The 12,796-nt window shown below is 66.4% G+C and carries 13 protein-coding genes; 5 read left to right on the top strand and 8 right to left on the bottom strand.

Annotated features, from left to right (window positions below):
• Window positions 1–6: 6 nt before the first annotated feature.
• The 3 genes from GA0116996_RS28080 to GA0116996_RS17385 all read right to left on the bottom strand — a co-directional run bounded on the left by GA0116996_RS28080 (window position 7) and on the right by GA0116996_RS17385 (window position 2,876).
• On the bottom strand, window positions 7–900 hold the full coding sequence (locus GA0116996_RS28080; RefSeq protein WP_133250542.1) for an aKG-HExxH-type peptide beta-hydroxylase: 894 nt from the start codon (window positions 898–900) through the stop codon (window positions 7–9).
• 56 nt (window positions 901–956) lie between these two features.
• On the bottom strand, window positions 957–1,118 hold the full coding sequence (locus tag GA0116996_RS28290; protein WP_165835157.1) for a hypothetical protein: 162 nt from the start codon (window positions 1,116–1,118) through the stop codon (window positions 957–959).
• Between the two features lie 936 nt (window positions 1,119–2,054).
• Window positions 2,055–2,876 carry an ABC transporter substrate-binding protein gene (locus GA0116996_RS17385; protein WP_092314106.1) on the bottom strand — a complete coding sequence of 274 codons (822 nt, stop codon included), beginning with the start codon at window positions 2,874–2,876 and terminating at the stop codon, window positions 2,055–2,057.
• A 144-nt stretch (window positions 2,877–3,020) separates the two neighbouring features.
• Between GA0116996_RS17385 and GA0116996_RS17380 the strand changes: the two genes are divergently transcribed.
• The 5 genes from GA0116996_RS17380 (at window position 3,021) to GA0116996_RS17360 (ending at window position 8,631) form a co-directional block, all read left to right on the top strand.
• On the top strand, window positions 3,021–4,118 hold the full coding sequence (locus GA0116996_RS17380) for a substrate-binding domain-containing protein (RefSeq protein ID WP_092314104.1): 1,098 nt from the start codon (window positions 3,021–3,023) through the stop codon (window positions 4,116–4,118).
• Between the two features lie 120 nt (window positions 4,119–4,238).
• On the top strand, window positions 4,239–4,838 hold the full coding sequence (locus tag GA0116996_RS17375; protein ID WP_092314102.1) for a DUF4126 domain-containing protein: 600 nt from the start codon (window positions 4,239–4,241) through the stop codon (window positions 4,836–4,838).
• A gap of 84 nt (window positions 4,839–4,922) precedes the next feature.
• Window positions 4,923–7,538, top strand: a complete 2,616-nt coding sequence (locus tag GA0116996_RS17370; RefSeq protein WP_092314100.1) for an ABC transporter permease — start codon at window positions 4,923–4,925, stop codon at window positions 7,536–7,538.
• A gap of 35 nt (window positions 7,539–7,573) precedes the next feature.
• The gene (locus GA0116996_RS17365; RefSeq protein WP_092314098.1) at window positions 7,574–7,990 is read left to right on the top strand and encodes a group II truncated hemoglobin; all 417 of its coding nucleotides are present in this window, start codon (window positions 7,574–7,576) and stop codon (window positions 7,988–7,990) included.
• 44 nt (window positions 7,991–8,034) lie between these two features.
• A complete protein-coding gene (locus GA0116996_RS17360) occupies window positions 8,035–8,631 on the top strand; it encodes a DUF924 family protein (protein WP_092314096.1) in 597 nt (198 codons plus the stop codon).
• A 25-nt stretch (window positions 8,632–8,656) separates the two neighbouring features.
• Here GA0116996_RS17360 and GA0116996_RS17355 read toward each other — a convergent pair whose 3' ends face one another.
• From GA0116996_RS17355 to GA0116996_RS17335, 5 genes are all read right to left on the bottom strand, one after another.
• The gene (locus GA0116996_RS17355; RefSeq protein ID WP_092314094.1) at window positions 8,657–9,241 is read right to left on the bottom strand and encodes an LOG family protein; all 585 of its coding nucleotides are present in this window, start codon (window positions 9,239–9,241) and stop codon (window positions 8,657–8,659) included.
• The gene (locus GA0116996_RS17350; protein WP_092314092.1) at window positions 9,238–9,939 is read right to left on the bottom strand and encodes a TetR/AcrR family transcriptional regulator; all 702 of its coding nucleotides are present in this window, start codon (window positions 9,937–9,939) and stop codon (window positions 9,238–9,240) included. The genes GA0116996_RS17355 and GA0116996_RS17350 overlap by 4 nt, the downstream gene beginning before the upstream one ends.
• Window positions 9,940–10,065: 126 nt before the next feature.
• Window positions 10,066–10,551 carry a diacylglycerol kinase gene (locus GA0116996_RS17345; protein ID WP_092314090.1) on the bottom strand — a complete coding sequence of 162 codons (486 nt, stop codon included), beginning with the start codon at window positions 10,549–10,551 and terminating at the stop codon, window positions 10,066–10,068.
• Window positions 10,478–11,617 (bottom strand): glycosyltransferase family 4 protein, encoded by a 1,140-nt coding sequence (locus GA0116996_RS17340; protein ID WP_092314088.1) that lies wholly within the window; start codon window positions 11,615–11,617, stop codon window positions 10,478–10,480. Before GA0116996_RS17340 ends, GA0116996_RS17345 begins: the two co-directional genes overlap by 74 nt.
• 85 nt (window positions 11,618–11,702) lie before the next feature.
• Entirely contained in the window at window positions 11,703–12,680 is a 978-nt protein-coding gene (locus tag GA0116996_RS17335; protein ID WP_092314086.1) for a UDP-2,3-diacylglucosamine diphosphatase, read from the bottom strand.
• Between the last annotated feature and the right edge of the window lie 116 nt (window positions 12,681–12,796).

Below are 12,796 nucleotides of genomic sequence, written 5' to 3'. Positions count from 1 at the left end.
AACTATCTAATGCAGCGCTGCGGCGCGAGGGCAATGCAAGAGCGTGGTATAGCTTCGCTTTACGCTTTCGAAAATTTCAAAAGCGCGGTCAAGAAAGATCCCACTGCTCAACGATTTGCTATGAAGCACCGCATCCATTGAAGCTAAGGACTCACCCACATAACTCATTAGCTTCAGCGTCGGTGGGTGAATTGCTGGTCGAATGGGGTGGCCAAGGATCTGCTCGCGCAGCAGTAGTATTTCAGTTGCAACCACTGCACTATGCAGAACTTTATCGAGTGGGCGTGGGACATGAAGAATCGCCGATCGAGCCCACGTTCGCTTGTCGAGCATGGCCTTGTAGTCATAGTGTGCATGACGCAGTTCGTCCAAGAACATCTCGTGATGTGTGAGTTCATGCACGAGCATCTCAATGACATCATGCAGGCTATATTGGATTTTTGGATTTGCCCATATCACGCCCAATGCGTTGGATGTCGAGCCTGCTCTCGCGATTTCCGATGGCAGAATGAATATGTCAGTGATGACTGTGTCGAAGAGAATTCGATGTTCATTGGAGTAGAGTGCTAGCTCCTTTAGCGCACGCTTGAGCAGGGATCTCTTCTCCGTTGCTTGCACATCCTTGCGCGCCCTGATAACTCCGGATTGCATTTTGTCATCAAGCAATGAATCATTTGTGAACACCGAGCGGAATTGATTTGCTTCTATTGCGCTTGTGATAATTCGAGTCACACCAGGCGCCCCGCTTGGGCGTCGCTTTTGTAGATGCTCGATGAAACTGTGATAGGCGCGTTGGATGTCCCCAATGGAGGTAAGAGAGCGGGCGGCAGACGGATCTTGGGCGCCAATCAGGGTCACCAAGTTGCTGATTTGAGACTGGATTCCAAATTGCAGAAGCATGATCCACTCCTTCTTGGAAGTGACGACGCCCCAATGGGGCGCCGCTTCGGCTGATGTCAGCTTTGGTCTTCGTATGCAATCATATTGAGGGGCTGGTTCATGTTCCAAGCTCGGCCTTGGATCTGACGCTCAATTTCTCGCGCGGCCTTGTCAATGTCCTGATCCGTGGTTTCCGCGGCGGATGATTGAACGATGGGATCGATGTCTGTATTTTGCATGACGACTCCTTGAGGTTAAACCATTTTAAAATGGCGATCAAATTCTGGACATTTGATGGGAAATTTCCTGGGGTGATTTCCTAAGAAAAATACCGGCGTAGAGTGAGTAGATAAAATATCTGCGCCACTTTTTGCCCAGAAGTCCCGCAAAGAAGCTGATTTTTGTGCGATAAAAATCAGGCCTTTGCCTGACAGATGGTAGGAAATGAGCTGGGATGATTCAATGCCAGCGCCGGCGTTTTATTAGGTATTCGATATTTGATGCTCATATCCGGGATTTGAACGGTGAATTCAAACATTGTCCCGCCTTGGCAGTGGCCTGAGTCCTATGAGTCTTTCTGGCGAGGGATGAGGCCTTGTCTGAGGACCGCAGAAGCTGCGGGTGGCAGCAACGCTTAGAGACAGGCAACGAGTCGGCTGCAGACCGAAAGTCGTTCCGCGAAGGCCGTATCGCGGCTAGATGCCGGTGTTAGAGGTTGACCTAGATAGTTGCTCCCACTTGCCGAGCGTCCAGTGGCCGGACACGCCCATGAACCTGAAGGCCGAACGCCTGAGCGAATACTGGCGACGCGAAGACGCCATCCGTGACTACGGCGCGGTGCAAGCGAAGCCCGGCGCGTTAGCGGTCAAGGGTGATGGATATAAAAGGCACGCGAGATGCTGCGCTAGCGAACCTGGCGGCGCTCAATGTGCGCCGCCAGGAACCGGTGGACGACGCGCTGCTGCTATCGGGTATGAGTGATACCAGCCATGCAGGTGTCGCGCGAGACTTGCGCCGGGAGCTCGGCGAATAGCCCGGCGGGAACTAATGTCTGTGCGCGGCGAGGAAGGCCCCCTCGATAGTGGCGGACCCCCCCGCCACGGGTTGATGTGATCGAATACACCGTGCATTACTGGGGTGACGCAAGATCGGTGAGGGGAGCCTCTGGCTGAGTGTTATTTCGTACCGTAGTTGGGAAAGAACAGCTGTTCGCCCTCAACCTTATACCCCGCAATCGCCTCCTGTCCTTCCCTTGACGTGATCCATTCGACCAGCTTCATCGCATCCTTGTAGTTGATACCCGGATGCCTGGCCGGGTTGACCGCGATGATCCCGTACGGATTGAACATCTTCGGGTCGCCTTCGATGGCGATCATGAGCCCGGTTTTTGCCCGGTAAGCGCCGTAGGTGGCGCGGTCCGACAGCGTATAGGCGGGCATCTGCGCCGCCATGGTCAGCACCTCGCCCATGCCCAGGCCGGCGTTGACGTACCACGGCTGGCCCTTGGGTTCGATGCCGAGCTGCTTCCAGTAATCCTTCTCCATCACGTCGGTGCCGGAGTTGTCGCCGCGCGAGATGAACTTGCTGCCGCTGGCGGCGAGCTTGCGCAGGCCGGCCAGCACATCCTTGCCGCCTTTGACCCCAGCCGGGTCGCTGGCCGGGCCGACCAAGATGAAGTCGTTGTACATCACGTCGCGCCGGTTGATGCCGTAGCCGGCGGCGACGAACGCGTCTTCCATCTTGCGCGCATGCACCAGCAGCACGTCGACATCGCCCATCTCCCCCATCTTCATGGCCTTGCCCGAGCCCACCGCGATCACCTTCACGGTGACGCCCGACGTTTTCTCGAAACGCGGCAGCAGGTGCTTGAGCAGGCCCGAGTTCTCGGTGCTGGTGGTGGTGGCCAGCTTGATCTCGCCGCCATGCGCCGCCGGCAGCAGGGCGATGCAGAGTAGCGGGGCGGCGAGGCGGCGCAAGGCCTGGGCGCGGCGGGACATACGGTATCTCCTTGTTATTATGTTTTTGTCGACATAATTGCATTTGCCAATGGATCTCAGTGAGAATGCGGCAAAACAACATAAGAATGGGGTATTCATTGTGGTGCAGCCGAGATCGACAAGTAAATATGTAGCGGAGAACCTATGACTTTCCGCTTCGACCTGTTTCCCGTGGTCGCCCCCGACGACAATCCGCGCGCCAATGCCAAGGTGTTCCAGCTGCTCAAGGCGGTGCGCGAAACCGGGTCGCTGCATCGCGCCGCGCGCGAGATCGGGCTGTCGTACCGCCACGCCTGGGGCGTGATGCGGTCTTGGGAAGAGATGCTTGGCCGCAGCATGCTGGATATGGAACGCGGGCGCGGCGCGTCGCTGACGCGCTTCGGCGAGCGCCTGCTGCGCGCCGAGCTGCGCCTGCGCGAGTCGATCGAGCCGGCGGTGCGGCGCGCCATGGCGGAGTTCATTGCCGACCTGGACGACGCCCAGCAGCCGCAGTCGTGCGTGCATTTCACCGGCAGCCATGATCCGGCGGTGGAAGTGCTGGCCGCCGCGCTGGGCACGGCCGGCAGTCCGCTGCAGCTCGACACGGTGTTCTGCGGCAGCGTGGAAGGGCTGATCTGCCTGCAGGAACGCCAGTCGGAGCTGGCCGGGTTCTATGTCTCGCCGGTGCAGACCGCGGGTTCGGTGGCGCATGTGACCCTGCGCAAGTGGCTGCGGCCTGGCGCCGTGCGGCTGCTGCGGCTGGCGTGGCGCGAGCAGGGGCTGATCCTGGCGCCGGAGCTGGCGCGCGAGGTGCACGACCTGCGCGGCCTGGCGCGCAGCCAGGCGCGCTTCGTCAACCGGCAGCGCAGCTCGGGCACGCGCATGCTGTTCGACCAGCTGCTGGCCGCCGAGGGGTTGTATCCGGACCAGATCGCCGGCTACGACGAAACCGAATTCAGCAACGAAAAAGTGGCGGAAGCCGTGCATGGCGGCCGGGCCCAGGCCGGGTTCGGGCTGCGCATGAACGCCGAGGCCCACGGGCTGGCGTTCGTGCCGCTCACGCGCGAGGCCTACTACCTGGCGCTGCGCAAGAACGACCAGACCGCCGGGTGGATGGCCGCGCTGCTGGCACAACTGGCCGATCCCGCCTTTGCCCGGCGCATCGAAGCGCTGCCCGGCTACACCATGGCCGAGCCGGCTGGCATCCTGACGCCGCAAGAGGCGTTGCCCTGGTTCGGGGCGGACGGCAAGGAAGACGGCTGAGGGCCTGGCCTGCCCCGACCGCAGACGTTCGGGCGCACCGCGCGCGGGTCCGTATTACACTCCCTGCCAGGGCGCGCCGATGTCTGCACCGGCCCGCGCCGGACCCTTGCAAGGAGCGCCATGCTGGAAACCGCCGCGCTGGCCGCGGGCATGTCCTGGGCCAGCGGCTTTCGCCTCTATCTGGCCGTGCTGGCCGCCGGAGTGCTGGCGCGGCTGGGCTGGCTGGAACTGCCGCCCGGGCTGCAGCCACTGGAATCCTGGTGGGTGATCGGCGTGGCCGCGGTGCTGGCAGTGGCCGAGTTCGTCGCCGACAAGGTGCCGGCGTTCGACACCGTCTGGGACGGCATCCACACCTTCATCCGCATTCCGGCCGGGGCGATCCTGGCGGCCGCCGCGTTCGGCCAGCTGGATCCCCAGTGGGTGGTAGCCGCGGGCCTGGTCGGCGGCACGCTGGCCGGCACCGCGCATGCGGTCAAGGCCGGCACGCGCGCGCTGATCAACGTGTCGCCGGAACCGTTTTCCAACTGGACGGCCTCATTCACTGAGGATCTGACCGCCACCGGCAGCCTGCTGCTGGCGTTTTTCGTGCCGGTGCTGTTCCTGGTGCTGCTGGCGGTGTTCCTGGTGGGCTCGGTGTGGCTGCTGCCGAAGCTGTGGCGCGGGGTGCGCCGCGTCCATGCCAGCCTGCGCGGCGGGACCCGGCACGACGCACCACGCTAGCGTCGCGGCCGTTCCCGCCGGCTCTTTGCATTGCCTGACTGACCCGAGGCGCACCGGCGCCAGCAACCAAGAACCAACCAACCGATGCCCTCCGAGTCCGCCATCAACGTCCCTGCGACTGCCGCCCAACCCGCTGGACTGCACACTGCCACCGGCGGCAGATTTTCCGCCTGGCGCCAGGCGCTGCGCATGGCCCGGCGCGACTGGCTGGCAGGCGAGCTCTACCTGCTGCTGTTTGCGCTGGTGCTGGCCGTGGCCGCGCTGACCAGCGTGGGCTTCATGGCCGACCGCATGCGGCTGGGCCTTGAGCGCGACGCGCGCCAGATGATTGCCTCGGATGTGCTGCTGGTGGCCGACCAGCCATTCGACGCCGCGTTCGCGCAGCGTGCCCGGGCAGCCGGCCTGGCGGTGGCGCAGACCGTTACCTTCCCGAGCATGGCCACTGCCGAGGGCAAGGCCCAGGCCGGCGCCGAGCCGCCCAGCCAGCTGGCCGCGCTCAAGGCGGTGACCGACGGCTATCCGCTGCGCGGCCGGCTCAAGGTGACCGGCGCGCCGGGCGGGCCGGACGCGCCCGCGGACGGCATTCCCGCGCCGGGCACGGTATGGGTCGACGAGGCGCTGCTGGGCGCGCTGGGCGTGGCGGTGGGCGACAGCCTGCGGCTGGGCAGCCGCAGCTTCCGCATCGACCGCATCATCACGCAGGAACTCGATCGCGGCACCGGCTTCATGAACTTTGCGCCGCGCGTGCTGATGCCGCTGTCGGACCTGGACAGCACCGGGCTGATCGGCTGGGGCAGCCGCGTCACCTACCGGCTGCTGGTGGCAGGTCCGGATGCCGCCGGCGCGGCCTTCCAGAAATGGGCGCAGGACGAGATCGAACGCCGCCAGTTGCGCAATACGCGGGTCGAGTCGCTGGAATCCGGCCAGCCGCAGATGCGCGCCACGCTGGACCGCGCCGAGCGCTTCCTGTCGCTGGTGGCGGTGCTGTCGTCGATGATCGCGGCAGTGGCGATCGCGATGTCGGCGCGCCGCTACATGCAGCGCCACACCGATGCCTGCGCGGTCTACAAGTGCCTGGGGCTGTCGCGCGGGCAGATCCTGCGGGCCTTCGGGCTGGAATTCCTGCTGGTCGGCGCGGGCGGCGCGCTGGCCGGCGTGCTGCTCGGCTACCTGGCGCACTATGGCCTGCTGCTGTCGCTGGGCGGGCTGCTCAAGGTGTCGCTGCCGCAGCCGTCGCTGCTGCCGGCGTTGGTGGGGGTGCTGGCCGGGCTGGTGCTGCTGGCCGGGTTTGCGCTGCCGCCGCTGCTGGCGCTGACGCGGGTCGCGCCGCTGCGGGTGCTGCGGCGCGATATCGGGCTGCCGCCGGTGTCGGCCTGGGTGGCCTATGCGCTGGGGCTTGGCGCTTTTGTCGCGCTGCTGCTGGTGGCCGCGCGCGACCTGCGGCTGGGCCTGACCACCGCCGGCGGCTTTGTCGCCGCGGGGGTGGTGTTCGGCGTGCTGGCGCTGGGCCTGCTGACGCTGCTGTCGCGGCTGCTGCGCGGACGCCTGCGCGGGCGCGCGGCGATGGGGTGGCGCTTTGCGCTGGCGGTGCTGGAGCGCCGTCGCGCGGTCACGGTGCTGCAGACCGTGGCGCTGGCGGTGGGGCTGATGGCGCTGCTGCTGCTCGGCATGACCCGCAACGACCTGGTCGATTCCTGGCGCAGCGCCACGCCGGCGGACGCGCCCAACCGCTTCATCATCAATATCCAGCCGGACCAGCGCGAGCCGCTGCGCCAGATGCTGGCCGGCGCCGGCATCACCGACCTGCTTTACCCGATGGTGCGCGGGCGCCTGACCCATATCGGCGCGCGCACCATCCGCGGCGACAGCTTCGAGGACGGGCGCGCGCGCAACCTGGTCGAGCGCGAGTTCAACCTGTCCTACACCGATGCGCTGCCGGAGGGCAACCGCGTGATCGCCGGGCGCTGGTCGAACGGCTCGGACGGCGACGAGGCGGGCGCGTCGGTGGAAGAGGGCATCGCCAAGACCCTGGGCATCCGTCTCGGCGACACGCTGCGCTTCGACGTGGCCGGCCAGCCGGTGCAGGCGCGCGTGACCTCGCTGCGCAAGCTCGACTGGGGCTCGATGCGGGTCAACTTCTTCGTGATCCTGCCGCCGCGGGCGATGCAGGGCATGCCCGAGACCTACATCACCTCGTTCCACCTGCCGCCCGCCAGCGCCGCGCTGGGCAACCGGCTGATCGCGGCCTTTCCCAACATCACCGTGGTCAATACCGACATGATCCTGCGCCAGATCCAGGACATCCTGGACCAGGTGATTGCGGCGGTGGAGTTCCTGTTCGTGTTCACGCTGGCCGCCGGGGTGACGGTGCTGTACGCGGCCTTGTCCGGCGCGCGCGACGAGCGCAAGCGCGACGCGGGCCTGCTCAAGGCGCTGGGTGCGTCTGCCGCACTGGTGCGGCAGACCCAGTATGCCGAGTTCCTGGTGGTGGGCGGCCTCGCCGGCCTGCTGGCCAGCCTCGGCGCGATCGCGGTGGGCTGGGGGCTGTCGCAGTTCGTATTCGATTTCCCGTACCGCTTCAATGCGTGGATCGTGCCGGTCGGCGTGGTTTCTGGCATGCTGTGCGCTTTTGCCGGCGGCTGGCTGGGCCTGCGCGAAGTGCTGCGCCAGCCAGCGCTGGCGACCTTGCGCGATGCCTGAGCCAGCGTGCCGGCGCCGCGCAGACCGAGTGTGTGATGAGTACTGAATCCGATGACAAGCCCGGCAATGCCGAGGTCACTGCCTTTGAACTGGTGGGCGGCGAGGCGCGCGTGCGCGAACTGGTCGACCGTTTCTACGACCTGATGGACCTGGAGCCGCAATTCGCCGCGCTGCGCGCGCTGCATCCGCCGTCGCTCGAGGGCTCGCGCGACAAGCTGTTCTGGTTTTTGTGCGGCTGGCTGGGCGGCCCCAACCACTTTATCGAGCGCTTCGGCCATCCGCGCCTGCGCGCGCGGCATCTGCCGTTCGAGATCGGCGTCAGCGAGCGCGACCAGTGGATGCGCTGCATGGCGCTGGCGATGCAGGACATCGGCCTGCCCGAAGACCTGCAGCTGCGCCTGATGCAGGCCTTCTTCCAGACCGCCGACTGGATGCGCAATGTGGCGCGCTGAGGCGCCAGCGCTGCCGTTTCTAACCCGAAAGGTTTTTCCTGCCGATGACAGCCCAACTGCCTGAAGACGCCCTGCGTGTGCTGGATTTCTGGTTCGACCAGCCCGGTTCGGCCGCCTGGAATACGGTGCGCCCGCAATGGTTCACCAAGTCGGATGCATTCGATGCGCAGATTCGCGCGAACTTCCTGTCTGACTGGGAGGTCGCCTGCGACGGGGCGCCTGACGACTGGTCGGTCACGCCCGAGGGCGCGTGCGCGCGCGTGGTGCTGCTGGACCAGTTCCCGCGCAATATGTTCCGCAACGATCCGCGCAGCTTCGGCACCGATGCGCAGGCGCTGGCACTGGCCCGGCGCATCGTCGCCAGCGGCATGGACCGCGCGCTGCCGACCGACTACCACCGCATGTTCTGCTACATGCCGTTCGAGCATTCCGAGGCGCTGGAAGACCAGGACGAGGCGGTGCGCCTGATGACGCAGCTGCGCGAAGCCAGCGGCGGGGCGGTGGATGCCGTCGAGTGGGCCGAGAAGCACCGCGTGATCATCGCGCGCTTTGGCCGCTTCCCGCACCGCAATGCGGTACTGGGCCGGCAGAGTACGGCCGAGGAACTGGCGTTCCTGCAGCAGCCGGGCTCTTCCTTCTGAACCCGGGCCGGAAGCTGGCGCGCGCTCAGGTCTGGTCGCGCGCCTCCTGCCACTTGTCGACTCGCACGCGCGGCGCGGCCGCCAGTTGCGCCAGCAGGCCGGCGGGCGTGTCGCCCACGTGCAGCAGCTCGGCGTGCACCTGCTTCAGGAAGCCTTCGCGCACCGCGTGCGACAGGAAGCCCAGCATGCCGTCGTAGAACCCGGCCAGGTTCAGCAGGCCTACCGGCTTGGCGTGGTAGCCCAGCTGCAGCCAGGTGAAGGTCTCGAACAGCTCTTCGAAGGTACCCACGCCACCGGGCATGGCGACAAAGGCGTCGGCGCGGTCGGCCATCATCTGCTTGCGTTCGTGCATGTTGCGCACCACGTGCAGCTCGGTCAGGCCGCGGTGGCCGACTTCCTTCTGCATCAGCGCTTCGGGGATGATGCCGATGGCACGGCCGCCATGTTCGAGCACGGCGTCGGCGACGATGCCCATCAGGCCCACCTTGCCGCCGCCGTACACCAGCGTCAGGCCGCTTTCGGCCAGGGTGCGGCCGAGCAGGCGCGCGCCTTGGGCATATTCGGGACGGTTGCCGGGACTGGACCCGCAATACACGCAGACGGCTTTCACTTCGTTTCCTTTGCCGCAGCGGCGGCGGCCTTGGCTGCCGCGTAGTCGCGCGCCAGCTGGTCGAATGCCTCCCGTGCCCGGCCGCGCAGATAGGGTGCCAGGATCGAGAAGATGTGGTAGCTCGAGCCGTGCAGGTAACCGCGGATCTGCTCGGGATCGTTGTACTGGCGCGGATGCTGCACGAACTGGAACGACAGCCAGTAGGTGGCGACCACCACCATGTTGGTGCAGATGGCCTCGACCTGCTCGGGCGTGGCTTCCATCTCGCCGTCCTCGATGAACTGGCGGCAGATCTCGTGCGCAAAGCGCTGCTTCTGCTCGACGATGCGCTTAAAGTTGGTCTCCAGCATCCGGTTGCGCGCCAGCAGGTCGTTGATGTCGCGGTACAGGAAGCGGTAGTTCCACAGGAACTCGGACATGTACTGCAGGTAGCCCCAGCTTTCGTCGAGCGTGGCCTTGTGGTCGTCCGGCATCTTCAGGCGGCGCTCCATCTCCTGCTCGAAGCGCACGAAGATCGAGTTGATGATGTCGTCCTTGTTGCGGAAGTGGTAGTAGAGATTGCCGGGGCTGATCTCCATCGCTTCCGCGATCGTGGTGGTGGTGACGTTGGGCTCGCCGACTTCGTTGAACAGGCGCAGCGAGACGTCGAGGATGCGGTCCCTGGTGCGGCGGGGTCCGGTTTGCGGTTTCGGTTCCATGGGCGTCCGGGCGATCGGTGCGATCGGTAAGTCGGGGGCAGGGTTGCGATTATAAGCAATCGGCCTGCCTTGCCCATGCTGCGCCCCCCGCCGCGCCGCGCCCGGACACGTCTGTTCCGGGCCGGCTCAGCCCGCCAGCGCCTGCACCCACCGCACCACATGCGGCCCGGCGATGGTGATCCAGGTGCCGCCGCACAGCACCAGCGCCAGCATCACCGCGGCGCTGCCGAAGTCCTTGGCGCGCTTGGACAGGCTGTGCCGCTCCAGCGAGATGCGGTCGACCGCGGCCTCGACGCTGGAGTTGAGCAGCTCCACGATCAGCACCACCAGCAGCGTGCCCAGCAGCAAGATGCGCTCGACCGCCGTCACCGGCACCAGGAAGGCGCACGGCGTCAGGATCACCACCAGGGTCAGCTCCTGGCGGAACGCGCTCTCCTCCAGCACTGCATAGCGCAGCCCCGACAGCGAATTGATGGCCGCATGCCAGGCGCGCGCCAGGCCCCGGTTGCCCTTGTGCGGATTCTGGTCGACGGAGTAGTCAGCGCTCTGCATTGCCGGCGGCGGCCTCTGCATTGGCGGGTCGGACGGCAGTTCCGGATGCGGTTTCGGCATGGGTTTGCGGGGCGGAAGGCGTGGGTGTGGCGGGTGAGGCCGCTGCGCCGCCTCGCCCTGGCCTGGCAGCGGCGAACGGCCGCAGGTGGGCCAGGAACTGCTCGGACGCGGCGCGCCACGAGAAGCGCTCGGCGTGGGCCCGGGCCGTGGCGCGGTCAATGCGCAGCGCCTCCAGGCAGGCCTCGCGCAGGTCTTCGTGCATGACGCCGGCGGGGCTGTCGCCCAGCACGTCGATCGGGCCCGTGACCGGGTACGCGGCCACCGGCAGGCCGCTGGCCAGCGCTTCCAGCAGCACCAGCCCGAAGGTGTCGGTGCGGCTCGGGAACACGAACACGTCAGCGGAAGCATACACCCGCGCCAGCTCGGGCTGGCTCAGCACACCCAGGTAGTTGGCGCCGGGGTAGCGGGCGCGCAGCGCCGGCAGCGCCGGGCCGTCGCCGACCACCCATTTGGAGCCGGGCAGGTCCAGCGCCAGGAACGCCTCGACGTTCTTCTCCACCGCCACGCGGCCAACGTACAGGAAGATCGGGTGGGCGGTGTTGAGCACATTGGCGCGCTGGGGCGTGAACACGTCCAGGTCCACGCCGCGCGTCCACAGCACGGCATTGGTGATGCCGTAGCGCCGCAGGTCGTCCAGCACCACCGGCGTCGGCGCCATCACCGCCTGGGCGGGGCCATGGAACCAGCCCAGGAAGCGGTAGGTCCACGCCAGCGGAATGCCGAAGCGCGCCTGCACATATTCCGGGAAGCGGGTGTGGTAGGCGGTGGTGAAGGGCAGCTTGCGGCGCAGCGCATGGCTGCGCGCGGCCAGCCCGAGCGGGCCCTCGGTGGCGATGTGCAGGGCGTCGGGGGCGAAGGCCTCGATGCGCCGCCAAACGCGCGCGCCCGGCAGCAGCGACAGCCGGATCTCGGGATAGGTCGGGCATGGCACCGTGCGGAATTCCAGCGGCGTGATCATGTCGACCGTGTGGCCCATCGCCTCCAGTTCGCGGCGCGTGGACTTGAGCGTGCGCACCACGCCATTGACCTGCGGTTCCCAGGCATCGGTGACGATCAGGATCTTCATGCAGCCTCCTTGGGCGCGGTGGAAGGGCAATGCGGATGGCGGGGGGGCGGATGGAGCCATGCGAAATAAGCGCGACCGTCCCGGCTCAGCCGGCCACGGCAGCGCGGCGGCGGCGGCGCATGGCGGGTGCGGGGGCGTCGAGCAGCGTGGTCCAGTAGACGATCTTCAGTTCGCCTTCCAGGGTTTCGACCAGCGCCGACAGGCTTTCGACCCAGTCGCCGTCGTTGCAGTAGAGCTGGCCGTTGACCTCGCGGATTTCGGCCTTGTGGATATGGCCGCAGACCACGCCGTCGCAGCCGCGGCGGCGCGCCTCGTCCACCATCGCACTCTCGAACGCGCCGATGTAGTTGACCGCGTTCTTGACCTGGTGCTTCAGGTACTGCGACAGCGACCAGTACGGAAAACCCAGGCGCGCGCGCAGCCGGTTGAAGTGCCGGTTGAGCGCCAGGATCATGGTGTAGAGCGAATCGCCCAGGTAGGCCAGCCAGCGCGCGTGCTGCACCACGCCGTCGAAGAGGTCCCCGTGCACCACCCACAGGCGGCGCCCGGTGGCGGTGACGTGGATCGCCTCTTCGCGCACGGTGATGTCGCCGAAGGCCATGCCGTCGAACTGGCGCGCGGCTTCGTCGTGGTTGCCGGGGACATAGATCACCTCGGTGCCCTTGCGCGCCTTGCGCAGCAGCTTCTGCACCACGTCGTTGTGGCTTTGCGGCCAGTACCAGCCGCGGCGCAGCTGCCAGCCGTCAATGATGTCGCCGACCAGGTAGAGCTGGTCGGACTCGTTGTGCTTGAGGAAATCCAGCAGGTAGTCGGCCTGGCAGCCGGGTGTCCCCAGGTGGATGTCCGACAGCCAGATGGCGCGGTAGCGCTGGATCGGGTGCGGTTCGGGGGGATAGGTTTCCTGCGCTTCGCGCGGCGGCGCCAGCGCAGCGCCATCGAGCGCCGGCGCCATGAAGGCGGTCACCGGCGCGGCGGCGCCGCTGTCAGCGCTGCGGCGCAGCCATGGCGCCAGTTGCGAGGCCTTCGACAGATACCCGCGGGCAGATCGGATTGCTTGCACCATGCCAGTCCCGGTTGCGGCGATGGCTGCATTCAGCCAGCCCGCGGTGACGCCACGGTGACGAAAACATGACTGACATATGAATCGTTGCGGCCGCGGGACAGCCGCCGCCGCGGCCG

The organism is Cupriavidus alkaliphilus, assembly GCF_900094595.1.
GTDB lineage: Bacteria > Pseudomonadota > Gammaproteobacteria > Burkholderiales > Burkholderiaceae > Cupriavidus > Cupriavidus alkaliphilus.
This window is presented reverse-complemented; position numbering and strand designations above follow the sequence as displayed.